A 19,963-nucleotide genomic window follows, 5' to 3' on the forward strand; every position below is an offset into this window, starting at 1 on the left:
GCGTCCCGTCGTGTCAATCGCCGCCGGGAAGCAGCATGCCGGCCGCGACCAGCCCTCTGACCTGGGCGATGAGCTGGTTCCCCAGCGCCGCCTCGTCGACGCCGAGGAGCTGGGCGAGCGCCGCGGCGGTCTGGCGCAGAGTGAGACTGCCGTCGGCGACGGAGAGGAACCCGGCCAGGGCCGTGTCGACGTCGATGACGCGTCCGAAGCCGATGCCCTGTTCGACGGTGATCGACGTCGGGTCCGTCTCCCCCGGCACGAAGTGCCGATGCTCGACGAGGTCGGGTGAGCGGGTGAATGCGGTGGCCGCGATCTCCTCGTCACCGGCGGACTCCGCCCAGGCACCGAGTTCGTGGATCGTCTGGACGAACGCGCCGATTCCGTGGGGGTTCGTCGCCGGCGCCGAGGTGATGCGCACCCGCGCGCGGAACGCCGGCACAGCCCCCGCCTCGGCGAGGTCGGTCCGACCCAGGGTAGTGCCGGTGGCCTGCGGGGAAAGTGATGAGGAATCGTTATCTGCCCGGTGCATGAGGACGTAGCCGAAGACGATCTCCGTGACCTTCCGGGAGGCGAAGTCGTCCAACCACGCCGAGGTGGCTGCGTTCCACTCGGCACTCGCGCGGGGGATGCCGCCGTCGCGGATCCAGGTCTCGGCGTAGGTGACGGGGTCGAGGATCTCGCGTTCGATGACGAACACGGAGGTCTCCGCGGCCGCGGTAGAGGTGTCGCGGGAGTCCCTGGCTGGGGTGGCAGTGGCGGTGTCATGGGAGGCAGCAGTCGCAGTGGTGGTGTCGTGGGAGGCGGTGGGCTCGCGAGTCCCGTCGGCAGTGCTGCTGACCCAGGTCTCCGGACCGCTCGTCGAATCGGGCGTGACCTCCCAGTTGCCCAGGCACACGGCTCGACCGCCGGGGGCAAGGACGGAGGGGATCTCGGTGAAGAGCTCCCGGACGAGCCGGTCGGCGCGCATCCCGCCGTCCCGGTAGTCGAACGCGGGCAGCGCTGCATCGGCCTCCGCACCGCGCGGGGTGATGACGAACGGCGGATTCGACACGAGGAGGTCGACGGTGCTGTCGATGGGGTCGAGCAGCGATCCCTGACGCAGGTCGAGGTTGGTGACCCCGTTGAGCGCGGCGCCGAGTGCGGTCAGGTGCAGGGCACGGGCGGAGATGTCGGTGGCGATGACGCGGTCGGCATGCCGGGCGAGGAGGAGTGCCTGGATGCCGCAGCCGGTGCCGATGTCTGCGGCGAGCGCGACGTGGTCGCGCGGGGTGAGAGAGACAAGTGTCCGTCCCGCGCCCCCGACGCCGAGGACGAAGTCACCGTCGAGGACGTCCGGGCTGGTCAGGGTGCCGTGGTCGCTGACGAGGTAGAGGTTCTCATCCCCCGGTCGCAGACCGCGCGGGACGCCGACGGGAAGGTCGAACGGGGCGACGGCGAACGGGGCGGTGACGAATGAGGCGGAGGCGTCCCGTGTGGAGGAGTCCCGGTCTCGGTCATCGCCGGTGCCCGGACCGGAGGCGTCAGCGAGGAGGCCGAGGTCGAATGCTGTCGCACAGTCGGCTGCGCCGAGCGCCGCCTCGAGAAGGGCGGTCGGCAGAGTGTCGCGGAGGAGGAAGGTGAGCGCGAGCACGGCGAGCCGCTCGTCGAACGACAGGTCCGCCGACGCCGCCTCCGTGGCGGAAGCCTCACCCGCGCCGCTCGGCGAGTCTGAGCTGCTCGGCGAGTCCGTGCCGCCACCGGGCCCGGTGTCCGCGCCCCTCGCCCTGAGTACCTGCCGGCAGTGGCGGAGGGCGGGGGCTGCGTTGTTGCGGGCGAGCGCGTCGGAGACGGGTCCTCCCCAGAACTGCCGCAGCCGAGGCTCGGTGTACCCCGCCGCATAGAGCGCAGCACCGAGCCGTTCCGCGCCGGCACGCTGCTCGGCGCTCAGGGACGGAGTCCCGCTCCCGTCACCGCGGTTCCCCACCACAGTGGTGGCACGGCTGTCAGAGTTGTCACGACTGTCCGGGGTGTCACGAACGTCAGGGGTATCGCGAACGTCGGGGGTGCGGCTCACATCTGCTGTCTCTTCGGTCACAGGTGAATCCTAGTCACAGGCGACTGCGCCATACTGGGATCATGGCCGATTCCCCTCTCCACGACATCGTCTCCGGGTTCGGTGTCAGGGACGATCGGATCGTCCACACCCGCGATATTCCACAGCGGTTCGAACACGAGTCGGACTGGCCGGAGTGGGTCGATGAGGAGTTGCGGCACGCGACCCACGCGATCGGCGTCGACCGCCCGTGGCGGCATCAGGTCGAGGCGGCGCAGGCGGCCCGTGACGGCGAGGACGTCGTCATCGCCACCCCCACCGCCTCGGGCAAGTCGCTCGGATTCTGGCTGCCGGTGCTCGAGTCGATCCAGACGACGCGGGAGGGTCTGCGGACCTCCTCGGCGATCTACATCGCTCCGACGAAGGCACTCGCCGCCGATCAGCTGACGAAGCTCGAGCAGCTCATCGTCCGCGGTGTCCGCCCGGCGGCGTATGACGGCGACACGTCGCAGGCGGCCAAGGACTGGGCGCGCCGGCACGCGAACATCATCTTCACCAACCCGGACATGCTCCACCGCGGGATCCTTCCCCAGCACGAGCGCTTCGCCCGGCTGTTCAAGTCCCTGCGCTTCATCATCGTCGACGAGGCCCATCGGTATCGCGGCGTGTTCGGCTCCCATGTCGCGCTCATCCTCAGGCGGCTCCTGCGCATCGCCGCTCACTACGGCGCGCATCCGGTCGTCATCGGCGCCTCGGCGACGATGGCGCAGCCGGATGCGGCGTTCGCGCGGCTGACCGGGCGGCCGGCGCACCCGGTGACCGAGGACGCCTCCCCGCGTGCCGCGGGCAGCTTCGCGCTGTGGGAGCCGCCGGTGTCACCCGACGGTGATCGTCGCAGCGGACTCGCCGAGGCGGCCGACGTCCTCACCGACGCGATGTGCGCAGGCTTCCGCTCGATCGCGTTCATCGCCTCCCGCCGCGGCTCGGAGGCGCTGGCGTCAACGGTCCGCGAGCAGGTGGGAGCCGTCGATGACTCCCTGACCGGCAAGGTCGCCGCCTATCGCGGCGGATACCTCGCGGAGGAGCGCCGCGCCTTGGAGGCGGCTCTGCGGTCGGGGCGTCTGCTCGCGGTGGCATCGACGAATGCCCTCGAACTCGGCATCGACATCTCCGGACTCGACCTCGTCATCATCTCCGGCTGGCCCGGCACTCTGGCCTCGCTGTGGCAGCAGGCCGGCCGTGCGGGCCGGGCCGGACAGAAGTGGATGGCCGTCTTCATCGCCCGGGACGACCCGCTTGACACGTACGTCGTCCACCACCCGGAGGTCATCTTCGACGCTCCCGTCGATGCCGGGGTCATCAACCCCGGAAACCCGTATGTCCTCAGCGGGCATCTGTGCGCGGCCGCGGCCGAGGTGCCGCTGACACCGGCCGACCTCGCCCATTTCCCCGACAATGCCGCCGAGGTCGTCGACGACCTCGTCGAACGGAAGATGCTGCGGGCAAGGCCTGCCGGGTGGTTCTGGGCCAAGGACATGCCCGCCACCGACCTCGCCGACATCCGCGGCACCGGCGGCGGTCAGTTCCGCCTCGTCGAGGCGAGCACGGGAACGCTGCTCGGCACCGTCGACGAGGCGGGCGCGCACACCGGTGCCCACCCGGGAGCCGTCTACACGCATCAGGGCACGGACTTCCTTGTCGCCGACCTCGATCTCGACGAGAGAGTCGCGTTCATCGAGCGCGCCGAGGTCGACTACACGACGCAGCCGCGGTCGACGACGGAGATCTCCATCGTCGACACCGCCTCCCAGCGCACCCTGCCGTCGGGGGTGACCGTGGCCAGCGGCACCGTCGACGTCACCGATGAGGTCATCGCCTACCGGATGCGGGCGAAGCGCGGTGGTGCGATCATCGCCGAACACGACCTCGACCTGCCCGAGCGCACCCTGCGGACCTCGGCGGTGTGGTGGACGATCCCGCAGGCTCTCCTCGAGGAGACGGAGGTCCTCAAGGCCGATCTGCCCGGAGCCGTCCATGCCGCCGAGCACGCCTCGATCGGCCTGCTGCCGCTCTTCGCCGGGTGCGACCGCTGGGACATCGGCGGGGTCTCGACGGCGCTGCACGCCGACACCGGCATGGCCACGGTCTTCGTCTACGACGGACTGGCCGGCGGGGCCGGATTCTCCGAGCGCGGCAGCGAGGTCATCGAGGAGTGGCTCGGCGCCACCCGGGATGCGATCGCGGCCTGTGAGTGCGTCGACGGCTGCCCGTCGTGTGTGCAGTCGCCGAAGTGCGGCAACGGCAACGAACCGCTCGACAAGGCGGCCGCCCTGCGCCTGCTCCGCGGCGTCCTCGACTGAGGCCACCGGCGTCGACACCGGACGCTGTCATCGACACCTGAGGTCGCGGTCGCCCGCACCCGACGCCAGGGCCCCGCAACGACAGCCCATTCCCTACCGTCCCGCCACAGCCTCCTCCCGCACCGCCGGCAGAGGACCGGGGATGTCGACGTCGACCTCGACGAACGCACTCTGCTGCGCGCTCGAGGCCCGACAGTCCCGCAGCGTCGCACCGTTGCGCTCGGCCACCTCCTTCGCCGTCTCGCAGGGGTCGCCGGTGGTCAGACCCCGCGCGGCGTCCGCGGCGGCAAGCGCTGCGAGATCGGCGGCGGCCTGAGCCGTGCTGTGGGCGACGAACGCCTGGCTGAGGGCCCCGATCGCCGTGACGAAGGCGACGATCATCCCGCACAGCCCGATGACGATGTTCGTCATGACCCGTCTCCCCGTCCGCCCTCGGAACGCGCCGTCGCCTCGGCGCTGACCTCGTCGAGGAAGAAGATCGCGTCGGGCAGGGCGATCGTCACGGTCACGGTCGCATACCCGCCGTCGGTGCCGACGGTGACCGTCGAGGACGTACCCGCGTGCTTCTTCGCCTCGTCGACGACGGCGGCCCGCGGTTCGCCGCGAGCGATCTCACGTGCGGCCGACCGCGCGGCGTCGAAGGCTCTCAGCTGGGAGAATCCCACGGCGGCGGCTCCCGCGAGCACGACGACGAGCAACACGAGGGCCGGGAGGACGACGGCGAACTCCGCGGTCGCCGTGCCGGCGTCGTCGTGACCGCGGGACCCGGGCGCGCGCATGTCAGGCGCCGAGGCCGAGGGCTGCCTGGATGACGCCGGTGACGAGTTCCTTGATCGGCTCCGATTTGAGGATGACGACGAGAAGCGCGGCGAAGCCGCAGGCCGCGAGCGTGGTGATCGCGTACTCCGCCGTCGTCGCCCCGGTGTCGGCACCCCACCCCGCGTCTGCCCGCAGCGCACCGTCGAGGTGGTCATCCGCTCCGGAGTGGTCGGCCGGCAGGCGGTCGGTTCGCGGCGCCGATTCGAGCGACGACGCGGTGTCGGCGCTCGTCCCGGAACCGACGGAATCGCCGCCGGCCGCCGGTGCGGGTCCACTCCCCCACGCGGGATAAGTCGGCGCGGTGCCTGTGCGGAATGTGTCTGTGCCGGTGGTGTCTGTGCTCATGGTCTCCTCCTCGAGGACGGTTCCGCACACTCTGCGCGGACGGACCTCCAGACTGGTCAGCGAGCACCGCGGAGGTCGAGGCCCGAGAACACCCCTGTGGACTCCGCTCGAGCGTCCACAGGCCCAGCGCACACGAGTTCGCGACTCGTCCACAGGCGACTGCACGCAAGTCAGTACGCGAGCCACTCCCAGGTCGGACTCTGCTCGATGAAGTAGTCGACGATGCTGCTCACCCGCCGCGGCACCGGATGCCCGGTCTCGTAGACGGCGACGATCGAGTTCGGCGCCTGAGGATCATCGATGGGGATGTAGGCGATGCCGTCGTCGGAGTCCCGGCCCTCGGCCTCCGAGCCGATGTTGCCCACCGAATAGCCCAGCCCCCGGCGCACAAGTCCGCGCACCGTCTCCGGACTCGCACTCTCCCAGCGGACATCGGGCTCGACTCCGGCCCCGCGGATCATCGCCTCGACCCTGTCCCGCGACGGCGGCTGGTTGAAGAGGATGACCGGCATCTCGGCGACCTCGCGGAAGGCGATCTCCTTGCGGCCGGCCAGCGGATGGTCGGCCGCGAGGAGGATCACCTGGCGGAAGCTCGCGATCTCCTGCGCCGGCACCGTCGGCGGAAGCTGACCGCCGAAGGTGAGGACGAGATCGAGGCGACCGACGTCGAGCTCTCGCCGCAGATCCCCGGTCGCCCCTTCGGTGAATGAGATGTCCAACCCGGGATGCGCCTCGGCGAAATCACTGATCAGCTGCGGCAGCAGATACGGCCCGAGCGGGAAGATGCACCCGACCCGGACCGAACCGACGATCGTCGACTGGTCCCCCATGGCGACGTCGGGGATCTCGCGGGCCAGATCGAGCATCGCCCGGGCCCGCGACACCAGGGCCGTCCCCGCGCTCGTCGGCCGAACCCCGGCCGTGCGACTGCGCACGAGCAGACGGGTGCCCACGGCCCGCTCGAGTTCGTTGAGCGCCGTCGACACCGTCGCCTGCGTGACGCTGCACGTGCGCGCCGCAGCCGTGATCGACCCGTCGTCGAGGGCGGCGAGGAAGTATTCGAGCTGGCGCAGCGTGATGTCGCTCATTGAGATTCCCTATGTGCGTTCGACATTTAATTAATTGGATCAATTTTATGACCTCGGCCACACTGGATGAAACCCCGACACCGACGAGAGGTCACCACCATGCCATCCACCAGCTCCACTGCCACCCGCGTCATCACCCTGGGCGTGGCAGGCGGACCCCGCTGGTGGCCGGCCACCGCCTCCGAAGAGCCCTCGGGCATTGCGACCGCCGTCGTCGTCGGCGACGCCTTCTACCTCATCGACGCCGGCTCGGGCACCGGCCGCAACCTCGTCCGGGCGGGCCTGCCGATGGAGCGGATGCGGGCGATGTTCCTCACCCACCTCCACTCCGACCATGTCGCCGCCCTCCCGAGCCTGCTCCTCTTCAGCAGCTACGAAGCCAAGAGCGAGAACAGCGACCCGATCCGTATCATCGGCCCCGGTGACCGCGGCACACCCCCTCCTCTGTCGGAGCACGCCGCAGCGTCCGACGGCACGGCCGCCCGCACCCCGCTCTACCCGGAGAAGCCGACGCCGGGCACCGCAGACATGGTCGACCTGCTCTTCCGCGCCTTCGCCACCGACCTCAACGACCGCTACCTCGACGGGCTCAAACCCACCGCGAAGCAGCTCTTCACCGCCTCCGACATCGCGGTGCCCACGACCATCGGCTATCACCCCGATGACGATCCGGCCCCGGAGATCAGACCGTTCGCGATCTACGAGGACGATCGCGTCCGAGTCCTCGCCACCCTGGCACTCCACCCACCCGTGGCACCGGCGTTCGGCTTCCGCATCGAGACCGATGACGGCGTCGTTGCGATCTCCGGGGATACGACGTTCACCCCGAACATGATCGCGCTCGCCGACAATGCCGACATCCTCCTCCACGAGGCGATCGACGAAGAGTGGATCGACGCCGTCCACGGCTCGCCGACCGACCCCGTCGCCCGCGCCTCACGGGCCCACCACCTGAGGTCCCACACGACTGTCGCCGATGCACTGAGGGTGGCTGACTCCGCTTCAGCCAAGCAGCTCCTCCTCCATCACATCGTTCCCGGTAACAACCGGTCGAGCATCCAGGCGCAGCTGTCCGCGGTTCGGAACTCGCGGGCATCCATCCCACACGACCGAGACGAGTTCATCCTGCGCTGACACCGGTTCGGAGCCGCCACCTCGGCGAGCGACTCCGGATCACCATCACGACGGTGCCGACCCAGCGCACCACTGACCGGCCGCACCACCGGGCCACCGCACCCGCACCGTCGCCGCACACCGCGCTGACGCTCCACCCTGCGCCGATGCCTGCCTGCACGTTCGACGATCTGCACTCCTGGCAGAGAATTCCGCACGATCCGAGGAGAATCCCGTGACCCAGCCCTCTGCACCCCTGCCCGAAAATCCGCCCGCACACACCCCGGACCCCAAGGAAGTGCGCACCGTGCTCGCCTCCGGCTTCATGGGGACGATGCTCGAGTACTACGACTTCATGCTCTACGCGACGGCGGCCAGCCTCGTCTTCGGGCCGCTCTTCTTCTCCGGTCTCGGCCCGCAGGGGGCGCTGCTCGCGTCGTTCTCCACGCTCGCCGTCGGCTACCTCATCCGTCCGCTCGGCGGCATCATCCTCGGTCACTTCGGCGACAAGATCGGACGCAAGCCGATCCTCGTCTTCACCCTCGCCCTCATCGGCGTCGCCTCGGTGGGCATCGGCCTGCTGCCGACGACGCAGGACGGCAACTACTTCGGTGTCTTCGCCCTCGTCTTCCTCCGCGTCCTCCAGGGCATCGCCGTCGGCGGTGAGATGACCGGAGCCGCCCTCATGGCCGTCGAGCACGCCCCGGAGAAGAGCCGCGCCTTCGCCGGCGCGATCGCCGTCTCCGGCGGTCCCGCGGGCACCGTGCTCGCCGCCCTCGTCGTCGCGACGACCGCCGTCATCTCCGGCGATGACTTCCTCGTCTGGGGATGGCGCGTGCCGTTCCTCCTCAGCGCTGTCCTCGTCGTCGCCGCGTTCATCATCCGCCTCAAGGTCACCGAGTCGCCGCTGTTCGAGCAGCTCGAGGAGGAGAAGAAGGAGAAGCGCCTGCCGATCCTCGACGTCTTCAGCAAGCACCTGAAGACGATCCTCATCGGTGTCGGCGTCTACACCTCGATGGTCTTCACCCAGCAGATCGTCACCGTCTACGGTCTCGCCCTGGCCACCCAGAACGGCGTCGACGTCTCCGACTCCCTCTACCTCAAGGCCGGCGGAGCGCTCGGCCTCATGCTCACCACGGTCCTCTTCGCCCGCCTCAGCGACCGGATCGGCACGACGAAGGTGCTGATGATGGGCGCCATCGCCGGCGGCGTCCTCGCGATCCCCATCCTCCTCATGCTCAGCAACGGCACCGTGTGGGGCTTCGTGCTCGCGATCGTGCTCGGCAACGTCATCATCCAGGGCGCTCTCTACGGACCGTTCGCGGCCTTCATCGCCCGGCGCCTGCCGACGGCCGTGCGCTTCACGGGCACCGCGCTGGTCTACAACATCGCCTCGACCCTCGGCGGGCTCGCCCCGACCGTCGCAGCGGCCCTGGCCGTCGCCTTCGCCGGCAGCGTCCTGCCGCTGGGCTTCCTGTGGATCGTCGTCGCGCTCATCACGGTCCTCTCGCTCATCGTCGCCCCGAAGTCCGGCCCGGCAATGGTGCACACCTCGCGACCGGTGACGATGGACCGCCACGGCATCAAGCGCTGAGGTCGGCATCAGAGGCCGGCGGCTCACGCTTCAGGTGCCCTGCCGCCGAACCTCGTCAGCTGCCGGTCCGAGGGGGCGTCCCGATCCCGGGACGCCCCCTCGGACCGGCAGCTGCGCCCAGAAACATTCTTGCGAGTCAGCCGGACCAGTCGTCGCGCAGGATCGCCATGATGACCTCGTCGTGGCGGCGGCCGTTGAAGAACACCGCCTCGCGCAGGCGGCCCTCTTCGACGAATCCGGCGTTCGCGTATGCGGCGATCCCGCGAGTGTTGAAGGCCCAGGTGCGCAGCTCGACACGGTTTAGTCCCAGCTGCAGGAAGCCGTAACGCAGGGTCAGACGGACGGCGTCGGTGCCATAGCCGCGCCCGTGGAATTCAGGTCCGAGGATGATCGCCAGGGTGGCGGATTGGTTGATGGCGTTGCGCCCGAATAGCGTGACGTGACCGATGAACTCACCACTCTCGATGAGCTCGATGCTGAAGCCCACGGAGCTGCTGTCGGTATTCGCACTCCACTGCAGGAACTGCTCAGACACCGCACCTTCGGGTCGCGGCAGAACGGTGGCATTCTGAAGCACGACGATTGCGGGATCGAACCACCACTGTTCAAGGTACGGCAGGTCCTCCTCGCGCAGGGGACGCAGCCGAACGGACTGCCCGGCGAAGAGGCTCTGCGCGTACTGTGCGGCCTCGTCGACATCGTCAAGGCAGTGGAACGGTGGAACTGAAGGCATGGGGCGACCTTATCAAGAGCTTCCGAGGGGTCCGATCCAGCTGCGAGCCGCGTCCCCCACCGCGTGGATCACCGGCGCATGGATCACTGGCGCAGGAGTCCACGATGAACCGCTGAGCGAAACTGTCTGCCCCGGCACCGAGTCAGAAGAACACCGAGGTGAGATCGGTCAGCAGGGAGATGACGACGGGCACGACGGAGAGGAGGAGGAACGCCGGCAGGATGCACACGCCGAGCGGCACGACGAGGCGCACCCCGAGTGCGGCGGCCGCTTCCTGCCGCCTGCGCCGTGAGGAGTCCCGCAGCTCCCCGGCGACGGCTTCGATGAGCGGGGCCGGTCCGACCCCGGTGTGCTCGGAGAAGACGAAGACGTCGAGGACCGGTCGCAGCCGGTCGTCCTCGGACAGGTCGTCACCGCCGATCGTCTTCGCCCGTGCGATCCGCAGCAGCCCCGACCGGTCGCCCGTCGCCTCGGCGGTGAGGGTGAGCGCCACAGGGATCGGCAGTCCGGCGGTGAGGCAGATCGCGACGAGGTCGAGGTCGAATGCGAGCTGTTCGTCGGCGACCGCGGTCCGCTCATTCGCCGAGGCGGTGCCCCCGTCCCCGCTCCTCGCCGAGGCAGCCCCACCGGCCGTCTGACCGGCCGTCAGACCGGTCGTCCCAGGACCGGGACCGGACCGGCGGCCCGCCCGGACACCACCGCTGAGCAGCATCTCCAGCCGTCCCGCGGGGCGGGCGGTCCACAGCAGCACGGCCGCGGCGACGAGGAGTCCGACGAGGATCGCAGCCATCGTCCCTCAGCGCTCCGCCCGGGTCATCATCCGCATCATCCACCACCGGCCGAGCGCGTAGAGGACGATGCCGCCGCCGATGCTCAGCTGCCCCGGCAGACCGGTGAGGAGCGCGAGCGGGCGGACGCCGATGAGCAGGCCGAGGCCCATGCCGATGAGGGGAAGCCAGCTGAGGACCCGCACGGTGGCACGGGGTCCGGCCATCGCGATCCGCCGCTCCCGGCTCGCATCGAGGGCATCCCGCTGAGCAGCGGCGTAGCGGAGGATCATGTCGGCCGCGGGCGCCCCCGACCGCTCAGAGACCGTCCACACCGCAGCCATCCCGGTGAGCACCTCGGCGGCCGCGGCGGGCAGACCCTGACCGCGGGCGGCGATCGCCCGCCCGGGATCGTCACCGAGCGCGATCGCCCGGGAGATCGGACGAAGGCGATCGTCCTGCCCGGCCAGCGTCGCCATCACCGCCTGCGGGGTCATCCCCACCTTGAGCAGATGCGCGCAGCTCTCCACCGCCCCGATCGCCCACAGCTGGTCGGCCTCGGCCTCCTCCCGTCCGCGCCGCGCCAGTGATCGCGGTCCCGGCGGGCCGCCTCGGCGAGGGTCTGCCGCCAGGAGCTGGGCCAAGCGCGCCCGCGGATCGGGTGGGGCCGCGAGCACGATCCCGGCGGCGATGAGCACGGCGACGGTGAGGACGATCATGCCGACCGCGTCTCGAGGACGGCTTCGAAGCGGGCGAGCGCACGCCGGTTGAACTCCCCGGCCGACCGCGGGGAGGGTCGACCCCACACCGGTTCCATCGTCATCGTCTCCCCCTCCGGCCCGGTCGGGATCGCCAGCTCGGTGAGCCCGCGGTCGGAGCCGACCCGGCGGAGGTGGACGACGAGGTCGATCGCGGTCGCGAACTGCGCATGGACGGCCTGCGGACTCATCCCCGCGAGCGCCCCGAGCGCGGCCAGGCGACTGGGGACCGCCTCGGCGGTGTTCGCGTGGATCGTCGCGCACCCGCCTTCGTGCCCGGTGTTGAGCGCGGTGAGCATGTCCCTGACCTCCGGACCGCGGCACTCCCCGACGACGAGGCGGTCCGGACGCATCCGCAGGGCGTTGCGGACGAGATCGGTGAGCGTGACCTCGCCCCCGCCCTCGACATTGGCCTGCCGGGCCGAGAGCTGGACGACATGACCGTGGCCGATGATGAGCTCGCGGGAGTCCTCGACGACGACGATCCGGTGGGCGGGGTCGACGAGTCCGAGGAGCGCGCCGAGGAGGACGGTCTTGCCGGTGCCCGTGCCCCCGGAGATGAGGATGTTCGCCCGCGAGCGCACCGCCTCGGCGAGGAGGTCGTGCACGGCGGCCGGGATGAAGCCGTCGCCGAGGAGGTCAGCGACGGTGAACCCGGACCGTCGAGGCACCCGGAAGGAGATCGTCGTGTGGTCCCCGGAGATCGGGGGGACGATCGCGTTCATCCGCACCCCGTCGGGCAAGCGGACATCGACGAACGGACTCGAATCGTCGAGGCGACGCCCGCCGAGCGCGGCCAGGCGCACCGCGAGCGAGCGCACGTCGTCCTCGGAGCCGAGGGAGAGGTCGAGGCTGGTCGGCCCGGATCCGGTGTCGGCGAAGATCTCACGCGGGCCGTTGACGAAGACGTCGGTGGTGCCGGGCACCTCGAGCACGGCCTGGAGCGGACCGGCACCGGACAGCTGCGCGGACAGGCGGGTGACGAGATCGAGGAGGGCCGCCGAACCGAGCACCCGGCCGGTGCGCTGGACCGCCTCGGCGACGGCGGCGGTCGTCACCGGTCCGGGATTGTCGAGCAGGGTCTTGCGGACCTCGGCGACGAGGGAGGCGTCGAGCCATTCGCTCATCCGACCCACTCCCCGAGGAGCCGATCGACGAGGCGGCCCAGGCGCGCCCCGCCGGGGATGCCCTCACCGCGGTCGACGGCGGCGGAGAGTCCGCGATCGTCGCGGATGCTGCCGGCCAGACCGAGTCCGATCGAGTCGGCGAGGAGGTCGGAGTCGAGGCCGCCGGCTCCGGTCTCCCGGACGACGAGGCGCACATCCGGGTGCGAGTGGGAGAGCCGTTTGGCCACCTGTGAGGCGGCGACCGCGGAGCGGACCCGAGCGGGGGCGACGAGGAGGACGTGGTGGCAGCGCCGCGTCCACTGCGGCGGTGCGTGGCGAGGCAGGTCGACGATGACGAGATCGAAGGCCTGACCGGCGGCAGCGAGGACGTCGTCGAACACCTCCGGGGCGAGATCGAGGGTGTCATCGCGTCCCCAGGAGAGGATCGCGAGTCCGTCGTGGACGGGCAGGGCGTGGCGCAGCGCCGAGGGGCGCAGCTGGCCGCGGGAGGCGCTGAGGTCCGCCCAGCGAGGGCCGGGCACCTGTTCGGCGCCGAGGACGAGGTCGAGTCCGCCGCCGAGCGGGTCGGCGTCGACGAGGACCGTCGAGACCTCCTTCGCGGCGCGTCTGGCCAGGGCGCTGGCGAGCACCGAGGCGCCCGCTCCCCCGCAGCCGGCGACGATGCCGACGGTCACCCCGGGAGTGACCGGGGGCTCGACGGCGGCGATGATCCGCTGGCTCAGCCATTCCGCGGCCGAGGGCAGCATCGCGAGCTGTTCGACGCCGAGGGTCGCGGCTCGCCGCCAGGCCGATGCGGGTTCGTCTCCGTCGAGGACGACGAGGATGCGGTCGGCGCGGTCGGTCATGGGGACCTCGCGGACGTCCTCGCCGAGGAGGATGAGCGCCGCGCCCTGCCAGCCGCCGGAGTCCGGTGGCAGCACCGTGAGCTCGATGCCGATGCTCTCGGCAACGCGGGCGCACTCCTCGGTGATGGCGCCGAGGTTGGTGATGAGGGCGATCTGCATGCGCACAGCCTGCCCCCGGCGGTCCCCTCCCCGCCAGGGTCGGGAGTGGGCCTGTGGACAGAGCGGAGAAGGGGCGGCTCCTGTGCATCTGAGTCACAGGAGCCGCCCCTTCGGCGACGATGCGCGCATCACCACTGGTGACGGCGCTGAGCGTGGACGGCCCGGGCGGGATCGACCCGCGCTGTGCGCTGGGCCCGTCCACAGGCCCAGCACACGAGTCAGCCGCGCTGGATGCCCTCGATGTTGCGCAGCAGGCCCTCCTTGCCGTCGGAATCGCGGACCGTGAACGTCGTTCCGCGATCCTCGAGCGCGAGGAACCATTCGCCGGGGTAGATCGTGAAGACCGGCAGGCCGGTCTTCTCGTCGACGGCCTCCCGCGGCTCGGGCACGGCGAACCAGAAGGCCTGGATGACCCCCCGCTCACCCTCGTCCGCACCGCTGCGGTCGCTCGAGGCAGCCGCATCGGTCGACGCCGAGTCGGCAGACGAGGCACCCGTGCCGGCCGCAGGCGCACCGGTGCGGGCGTCCCTGTCGGAGTCCTCCCGGTAGTTCGCCATCGGCACGTACTGCGTCGGCTCGTCCGAGTCGGGCGGAGTCGTCCGCTCGCTGCTTCCGCTGCCAGCAGCACCGTCGCGCTCGCTCGGGGCGGCGGAGCGGGTGGTGTCCGTGCGGGCAGTGTCCGCCCCGGCTTCCGTGCGGGCAGAGTCGGTGCCCGCGGTTTCCGTGCGATCAGCGTCCGTGCCCGCGGTTGCGGTGCGGTCGCCACCGGATGCGGCAACGTCCCGGACGGCGGCCGCGTCGAATCGCGCAGTCGCGTCATCATCCCGGGTGACATCGGCGTCCGTGCCGGCCGACGGGCCAGCTGTCGCCGAGTCTCCACCTGCGGAGCCGCCCGCGGCCGCGGTCGTCGCGCCGGCAGCTCCCGTCGCGGAGCTCGAGGAGTCCGACGACCGGCGGTCGTCGGCGACATCGGTGCCGGTCGGATCGGCGCCGGGCGCCTCATCGATGTGTCCGTCAGCGGTGACGACGGTCGCCTCCGTCGTGCGGATGTTCGTCTCATCGCCGTCCGGGGTCGCCGTCTCGTCGACGACGGTCGTCTCGGTGCTCTCCTCGGTCACACCGCCGGGGCCGCCGACGAAGATCCCCATCGGACCGGGACCCGGCTCGTCCTCGCCGGTCGCTGTCGAGGAGGCCACGGTGTTGCCGTCGGCGAACCGGGCCGCTGCGGTGGTCTCGGAATCAGCGGGCGTTCGGTCCCCTGCGGATTCGTAGCTCGTGGCCGTCGCCGACCTCTCCGCATCCGTCTGCCCGGTGCCGCGTGCCGCCTCGGTGGCCGTCGAGGCCGACCCTGACGTGGCCGATTCTCCTGTCGCCGAGGCGGTCGTGGCCGAGTCCGCGTCAGGTGCGGCGTGGCGTCCGCGGCGACGTTCGGACACCGAGGTGATCCGCTCCGAGCCGGCGTCCGCCGAATCGTCGTTCCTCACGGCCTTGCTGATCGCGACGGTGTCATCGGGTCCGCGCTCGGCGGACCGATCCGAGGTGTCGCCGCCCGCGACAGCACCGTCAGAGACAGCACTGTCGGCACCACCACGGTCGGCGGTGCCGGCTTCCGAGGCAGCCCGGTCGGCAGGCACACCGTCTGCTCCGGCGCTGTCACTCGTCGAGACGTCGCCGGATCGCGTCGAGGCGGCCCCGGCAGCGACTGCCGCACCGGCAGCCCCGGCGGCTACTGACGCACCTGCGGCGACACCGGCATTGTCGGAGCCACGGTGGTCATCCTGGCCGGAATCACGGCGGTCACCCTGGCCGGCGTCGGTTGCGCGACCGTCGGTTCCGGCGGCCCCGGCACCGGTCGGATCATCGCCGACGAGCGGTTCGTCCGAGACCACGGTCTCCGATTCCCACGACTCCTCCTCGCGCTGCGCACCGAACCCGAAGGTCTGGGTCGGCTCGCTCTGCGAATGCTGAGGATCGCGCGGATGCTGAGCGCCGAGGTAGGTCTGTCCCGACCCGGTGCTCTGCACCGACTGCTCCTCGGATCCGGCAGCCGGCGGGGCGAAGGACGAATCCGACCGCCCCGCGGAACCGCTGTAGTCCGACGACGGGTAGGAGTGACGCCCTGCGTGTCCCTGTTCGCCGCCGGTGGGCTGGGCGGAATACCCCGGCTGGTCGGAGGCGCCGGTGGCACCGTATCCCTGTCCGTGTGCCGTGGGATCCGCGGTGAACTGCTGCTGGCCCTGGGGGTCGAATGAGCCCGACCCGGACTGGCTGTCGAACTGACCCGACTGGCCACCAACCTGCTCCTGGCCCTGTCCACCGAACTGGCCCTGCGCACCGAACTGACCCTGCGGTCCCGGCTGGCCCTGTGCGCCCCAGCCGTCCTGGCCGGGTGCGCTGCCGAATGCGGCAGCCTGAGCGCCGGGCACATTGGCCTGGGGAGCCGGGTGCTGTGCCCGCTTGCCCACCGGTCGCGCCTTGGGGTGCGCCTGGACGCTCTCGCGCGCGTCGAATTCCTTGCCGAAGAACGGCAGCATCGTGAAGACCCCGGCGAAGAACGCCACGAGAGCGGCGAAGAACGCGAGGTAGGCACCGACATGCCAGTACGGCACCGAGGTGACGAGATCGACGAACGCGTACGTGAACGCGACGGCGGCGAGCACGGAGATGAACTGGTCGATACCGAGCGATCCGACCCGCAGGCCGCCGTTGCCGAGCTTGTTGACGAGCACCGCCGCGACGATGAGGAGGATCGCGAGCACATTGAAGACGAGAGTGCCCATCGCATCGATGTTCCACGACCACAGCGGCAGCGGGATGAACTCGAACCTCTTGAACGGGACGAAGAGAACGATGAGAGCGAGCAGTCCCGCGAAGAGCAGGAAGAGATCACGCAGCGTCAGCGGGCCGATGAGGCCGGGACCCGAGCGCCGTGGTCGCTGCTGCCCGGGCGCTCCCGGCCCGAACTGGGCGGGACCCGACCCGTACTGCGATGGTCCGGAGCCGTACTGCGACGGTCCGGAGCCGTACTGTCCCGGACCCGCACCGTACTGCGACGGTCCTGAACCGTACTGAGCCGGACCTGACCCGTACTGGGAGGGGCCCGAGCCATAAGGCCCTGGCTGAGCACCGGGCTGGCCGCCGGCGGGCGGCCCGTACGCTGATGGACCGGAACCGTACTGGGCAGATCCGTACTGACCCGATCCGGCCTGGGCAGCTCCGGGCTGTCCGGAACCGTACTGTCCCGGCTGACCGCCCTGCCCGGGACCGTACTGTCCGGGGCCGGAACCGTACTGTCCGGCGCCGGCGGGCTGACCGCCGAACTGCTGACCGCCGTAGGCTCCCGCCTGTCCCGCAGGCGGCTGATTGTTCGGCCCTGCATTCGGCGCGTTCTGGTCATGCCACGGCGGCACTCCCTGGCCGTTGGGGTATTGCGGCGAACTCATCGCGGGCTCCAGTCGATCGGGGAACAAGGTCATGTCTGCAGCGTCCATCACCGCAGGCCTAGGGCCATCCTTGCAGACCTCGGCCCTCATGTGCAGTCATTCGACACCGACAGTCCCCTTGTCCGACCGCCGGCGACCGTGCGAACCCGGCAAGTCTTAGCACAGCAGGGTGCCGATGACTACCCCCGACTGACGCTGTTCAGCGCCTGAACGGCGGTGACCGCACCGCCTGGCCCGGGTATACAGTGCAGAGAGAATCTTCGTTCCATCAAAGAAGCCGGAGGGAATCATGACCGACAGCACCGAGGCGACCGAAACCTTCGCCCCGCCCGAGGAGTTCGCGGCCGCAGCCAACGTCAAGGCAGACGCCTATGAGCGCGGTTCCGACGACTTCGAAGCGTTCTGGGCGGAGCAGTCGCGTGACCTCGTCGATTGGCAGCAGGACTTCACCGAGGTGCTCGACTGGTCGAATCCGCCCTTCGCGAAGTGGTTCGCCGACGGCAAGCTCAACGTCGCCTACAACGCGCTCGACCGTCATGTGCTCGCCGGCAACGGCGACCGGGTCGCCATCAAGTTCGAAGGCGAACCCGGCGATTCCCGTGAATACACCTATGCCGAGCTCCTCGCCGAGGTGTCGAAGGCGGCGAACACGCTCACCGAGCTCGGCGTCAAAGCCGGCGATCGCGTGGCGATCTACCTGCCGATGATTCCCGAAGCGGTCATCGCGATGCTCGCGTCGGCCCGCCTCGGCGCTGCTCATTCCGTCGTCTTCGGCGGGTTCTCCGCCGATGCGCTGCGCTCGCGGATCATCGACGCCGAGGCGCGGGTCGTCATCACCGCCGACGGCAGCTACCGTCGCGGGAAGGAGACGAGCCTCAAACCCGCCGTCGACGAGGCCCTGTCGACGGGAGACACCCCGGTCGAATCCGTCCTCGTCGTCCGCCGCACCGGCCAGGACGTCGACTTCACCGAGGGCCGCGACATGTGGTGGCACGACACCGTGGAGAAGGCGAGCCCCGAGCACGAGGCGGAGTTCTTCGACGCGGAGAACCCTCTGTTCATCCTCTACACCTCCGGCACGACGGGCAAGCCCAAGGGCATCCTCCACACCTCGGGCGGATACCTCACGCAGGTCCTCTACACGATGAAGGCCGTCTTCGATGCGAAGCCGGAGACCGACGTCTTCTGGTGCACCGCCGATGTCGGATGGATCACCGGACACTCCTACGTCGCCTACGGCCCGCTGGCCATGGGCATGACCCAGGTGATCTACGAAGGCACCCCCGACACTCCCGATCAGGGTCGCTGGTGGGAGATCGTCGAGAAGAACAAGGTGACGACCCTCTATGCGGCACCGACGGCGATCCGCACGTTCATGAAGTGGGGTGAGGACATCCCCGCGAAGTACGACCTGTCCAGCCTGCGCCTGCTCGGCAGCGTCGGCGAACCGATCAACCCCGAGGCCTGGCGCTGGTACAACCGGGTCATCGGCGGCGGTCGCTGCCCGATCGTCGACACGTGGTGGCAGACGGAGACCGGCGCCCACATGATCGCGCCGCTGCCCGGCGTGCTCGCGACCAAACCGGGGTCGGCTCAGCGTCCGATCCCCGGCATCGCCGTCGACGTCGTCGACGACACCGGTGAGAACCCGGCCGGACCCGAAGGCGGCCTCCTCGTCATCCGCCAGCCGTGGCCGTCGATGCTGCGCGGGATCTGGAAGGACCCCGAGCGCTTCAAGGAGACCTACTGGTCGCGGTTCCCCGACACGTACTTCGCCGGTGACGGGGCGCGCCGCGACGAAGACGGGGACATCTGGTTCCTCGGCCGGGTCGATGACGTCATGAACGTCTCCGGCCATCGGCTCTCGACCGCTGAGATCGAGTCCGCGCTCGTCGCCCATCCCTCCGTCGCCGAGGCGGCGGTCGTCGGTGCGGCCGACGACACGACCGGGCAGGCCGTCATCGCGTTCGTCATCACCGTCGGCGGAGTCGAGGACAGCCCGGAGACCGCCGAGGAGCTGCGCCAGTTCGTCGGCAAGGAGATCGGACCGATCGCCAAGCCCAAGCAGGTGCACATCGTCTCCGAGCTGCCGAAGACCCGGTCGGGCAAGATCATGCGGCGCCTGCTCAAGGATGTCGCCGAGAACCGCGAGGTCGGGGACGCCACGACCCTCGCCGATTCCTCGGTGATGAAGCTCATCGAGGAATCGGTGGCGAAGTCCTGATCCGACGGTGGGATCGGCGCGGGCCGAATTCAGTCCGCAACGTCTTTGGCGAGCACGAACGTTGAGACTACTCTTAAGGAAGATTGTCACACCGTTCTGTCGATAGGAGCACTCATGGCCGAGAGGTCGATCAGCGAACTGATCAAGGACATCGGCGACGATTCCAAGGCGATCGCCGAGGAGGAGCTCGCCCTGGCGAAGGCCGAGGCCACCGCCGGTGCGAAGAATCTGGGCATCGGTTCGGCACTCGCGCTCGTCGCCCTGTTCTTCCTGTTCCTGTCATCGTTCATGGTGATCTTCGCCGGCGCCTCGGCGTTCCGTGAGGGACTCGGATGGCCGTGGTGGGGAAGCTTCCTCATGATCTTCGGCATCCTCGCGGTGCTCGCAATCATCCTTGTGCTCATCGCGGTGCCGATCCTCAAGAAGGGCAACCCGGTGCCCGGCGGGGCGATCGCCTCGGCGCAGGCACTCGTCGCCGCCGTCAAGCGGGCCCTGAAGAACCCCTCCGGCCCCCGCTACTGAGCCGGTGCCCCGCGACCGGGGCACCGACAGCAAG

The 19,963-nt window shown here is 70.1% G+C and carries 16 protein-coding genes; 5 read left to right on the plus strand and 11 right to left on the minus strand.

Translation table 11 applies throughout. The annotated features are described in order from the left end of the window. Positions 1-13 precede the first annotated feature (13 nt). Positions 14-2,074, minus strand: a complete 2,061-nt coding sequence (locus tag J9315_RS17490) for a class I SAM-dependent methyltransferase (protein WP_232623849.1) — start codon at positions 2,072-2,074, stop codon at positions 14-16. A gap of 41 nt (positions 2,075-2,115) precedes the next feature. On the opposite strand from J9315_RS17490, the gene J9315_RS13460 reads away from it, so the two are divergent. Beyond that, on the plus strand, positions 2,116-4,392 hold the full coding sequence (locus J9315_RS13460; protein WP_198500674.1) for a DEAD/DEAH box helicase: 2,277 nt from the start codon (positions 2,116-2,118) through the stop codon (positions 4,390-4,392). A gap of 93 nt (positions 4,393-4,485) precedes the next feature. Here the strand turns inward: J9315_RS13460 and J9315_RS13465 are convergent, their stop codons facing one another. The 4 genes from J9315_RS13465 to J9315_RS13480 form a co-directional block, all read right to left on the minus strand. Next, on the minus strand, positions 4,486-4,803 hold the full coding sequence (locus tag J9315_RS13465; protein WP_198500673.1) for an Rv3654c family TadE-like protein: 318 nt from the start codon (positions 4,801-4,803) through the stop codon (positions 4,486-4,488). Beyond that, positions 4,800-5,171 carry a TadE family type IV pilus minor pilin gene (locus tag J9315_RS13470; RefSeq protein WP_198500672.1) on the minus strand — a complete coding sequence of 124 codons (372 nt, stop codon included), beginning with the start codon at positions 5,169-5,171 and terminating at the stop codon, positions 4,800-4,802. The genes J9315_RS13465 and J9315_RS13470 overlap by 4 nt, the downstream gene beginning before the upstream one ends. 1 nt (position 5,172) lies before the next feature. Continuing rightward, positions 5,173-5,556 carry a DUF4244 domain-containing protein gene (locus J9315_RS13475; protein WP_198500671.1) on the minus strand — a complete coding sequence of 128 codons (384 nt, stop codon included), beginning with the start codon at positions 5,554-5,556 and terminating at the stop codon, positions 5,173-5,175. A 170-nt stretch (positions 5,557-5,726) separates the two neighbouring features. After that, the gene (locus tag J9315_RS13480) at positions 5,727-6,644 is read right to left on the minus strand and encodes a LysR family transcriptional regulator (RefSeq protein WP_198500670.1); all 918 of its coding nucleotides are present in this window, start codon (positions 6,642-6,644) and stop codon (positions 5,727-5,729) included. A gap of 99 nt (positions 6,645-6,743) precedes the next feature. Between J9315_RS13480 and J9315_RS13485 the strand changes: the two genes are divergently transcribed. Together J9315_RS13485 and J9315_RS13490 are read left to right on the plus strand one after the other, a co-directional pair. Further along, entirely contained in the window at positions 6,744-7,778 is a 1,035-nt protein-coding gene (locus tag J9315_RS13485) for an MBL fold metallo-hydrolase (RefSeq protein ID WP_198500669.1), read from the plus strand. 214 nt (positions 7,779-7,992) lie between these two features. Continuing rightward, positions 7,993-9,351, plus strand: a complete 1,359-nt coding sequence (locus J9315_RS13490; RefSeq protein ID WP_232623848.1) for an MFS transporter — start codon at positions 7,993-7,995, stop codon at positions 9,349-9,351. A gap of 136 nt (positions 9,352-9,487) precedes the next feature. Here the strand turns inward: J9315_RS13490 and J9315_RS13495 are convergent, their stop codons facing one another. The 6 genes from J9315_RS13495 to J9315_RS13520 form a co-directional block, all read right to left on the minus strand. After that, positions 9,488-10,084 carry a GNAT family protein gene (locus tag J9315_RS13495; RefSeq protein ID WP_198500668.1) on the minus strand — a complete coding sequence of 199 codons (597 nt, stop codon included), beginning with the start codon at positions 10,082-10,084 and terminating at the stop codon, positions 9,488-9,490. A gap of 142 nt (positions 10,085-10,226) precedes the next feature. After that, the gene (locus J9315_RS13500) at positions 10,227-10,874 is read right to left on the minus strand and encodes a type II secretion system F family protein (protein WP_198500667.1); all 648 of its coding nucleotides are present in this window, start codon (positions 10,872-10,874) and stop codon (positions 10,227-10,229) included. Between the two features lie 6 nt (positions 10,875-10,880). Further along, positions 10,881-11,570 (minus strand): type II secretion system F family protein, encoded by a 690-nt coding sequence (locus J9315_RS13505; RefSeq protein ID WP_198500666.1) that lies wholly within the window; start codon positions 11,568-11,570, stop codon positions 10,881-10,883. Beyond that, complete coding sequence (locus J9315_RS13510) at positions 11,567-12,736, minus strand: TadA family conjugal transfer-associated ATPase (protein ID WP_211978042.1); 1,170 nt, start codon at positions 12,734-12,736, stop codon at positions 11,567-11,569. Before J9315_RS13510 ends, J9315_RS13505 begins: the two co-directional genes overlap by 4 nt. Beyond that, positions 12,733-13,740, minus strand: a complete 1,008-nt coding sequence (gene ssd, locus J9315_RS13515; RefSeq protein WP_211978043.1) for a septum site-determining protein Ssd — start codon at positions 13,738-13,740, stop codon at positions 12,733-12,735. The genes J9315_RS13510 and ssd overlap by 4 nt, the downstream gene beginning before the upstream one ends. 218 nt (positions 13,741-13,958) lie before the next feature. Beyond that, on the minus strand, positions 13,959-17,183 hold the full coding sequence (locus tag J9315_RS13520) for a hypothetical protein (RefSeq protein ID WP_211978044.1): 3,225 nt from the start codon (positions 17,181-17,183) through the stop codon (positions 13,959-13,961). Positions 17,184-17,472: 289 nt separating this feature from the next. Here J9315_RS13520 and acs point away from each other — a divergent pair, with 289 nt between their 5' ends. Beyond that, positions 17,473-19,407, plus strand: a complete 1,935-nt coding sequence (gene acs, locus J9315_RS13525) for an acetate--CoA ligase (protein WP_198500663.1) — start codon at positions 17,473-17,475, stop codon at positions 19,405-19,407. A 114-nt stretch (positions 19,408-19,521) separates the two neighbouring features. After that, the gene (locus J9315_RS13530; protein ID WP_140955493.1) at positions 19,522-19,929 is read left to right on the plus strand and encodes a phage holin family protein; all 408 of its coding nucleotides are present in this window, start codon (positions 19,522-19,524) and stop codon (positions 19,927-19,929) included. Positions 19,930-19,963: the final 34 nt, after the last annotated feature.

The organism is Brevibacterium sp. W7.2, from assembly GCF_018137945.1.
Classification (GTDB): Bacteria; Actinomycetota; Actinomycetes; order Actinomycetales; family Brevibacteriaceae; genus Brevibacterium; species Brevibacterium sanguinis.

What these genes read in the sequence shown, in the direction of transcription:
- J9315_RS13460 (WP_198500674.1), top strand. Translation starts at nt 2,116, where the DNA reads ATGGCCGATTCCCCTCTCCACGACATCGTCTCCGGGTTCGGTGTCAGG.
- J9315_RS13465 (WP_198500673.1), bottom strand. Translation starts at nt 4,803, where the DNA reads ATGACGAACATCGTCATCGGGCTGTGCGGGATGATCGTCGCCTTCGTC.
- J9315_RS13470 (WP_198500672.1), bottom strand. Translation starts at nt 5,171, where the DNA reads ATGCGCGCGCCCGGGTCCCGCGGTCACGACGACGCCGGCACGGCGACC.
- J9315_RS13475 (WP_198500671.1), bottom strand. Translation starts at nt 5,556, where the DNA reads ATGAGCACAGACACCACCGGCACAGACACATTCCGCACAGGCACCGCG.
- J9315_RS13480 (WP_198500670.1), bottom strand. Translation starts at nt 6,644, where the DNA reads ATGAGCGACATCACGCTGCGCCAGCTCGAATACTTCCTCGCCGCCCTC.
- J9315_RS13485 (WP_198500669.1), top strand. Translation starts at nt 6,744, where the DNA reads ATGCCATCCACCAGCTCCACTGCCACCCGCGTCATCACCCTGGGCGTG.
- J9315_RS13495 (WP_198500668.1), bottom strand. Translation starts at nt 10,084, where the DNA reads ATGCCTTCAGTTCCACCGTTCCACTGCCTTGACGATGTCGACGAGGCC.
- J9315_RS13500 (WP_198500667.1), bottom strand. Translation starts at nt 10,874, where the DNA reads ATGGCTGCGATCCTCGTCGGACTCCTCGTCGCCGCGGCCGTGCTGCTG.
- J9315_RS13505 (WP_198500666.1), bottom strand. Translation starts at nt 11,570, where the DNA reads ATGATCGTCCTCACCGTCGCCGTGCTCATCGCCGCCGGGATCGTGCTC.
- J9315_RS13510 (WP_211978042.1), bottom strand. Translation starts at nt 12,736, where the DNA reads ATGAGCGAATGGCTCGACGCCTCCCTCGTCGCCGAGGTCCGCAAGACC.
- ssd (WP_211978043.1), bottom strand. Translation starts at nt 13,740, where the DNA reads ATGCAGATCGCCCTCATCACCAACCTCGGCGCCATCACCGAGGAGTGC.
- J9315_RS13520 (WP_211978044.1), bottom strand. Translation starts at nt 17,183, where the DNA reads ATGAGTTCGCCGCAATACCCCAACGGCCAGGGAGTGCCGCCGTGGCAT.
- acs (WP_198500663.1), top strand. Translation starts at nt 17,473, where the DNA reads ATGACCGACAGCACCGAGGCGACCGAAACCTTCGCCCCGCCCGAGGAG.
- J9315_RS13530 (WP_140955493.1), top strand. Translation starts at nt 19,522, where the DNA reads ATGGCCGAGAGGTCGATCAGCGAACTGATCAAGGACATCGGCGACGAT.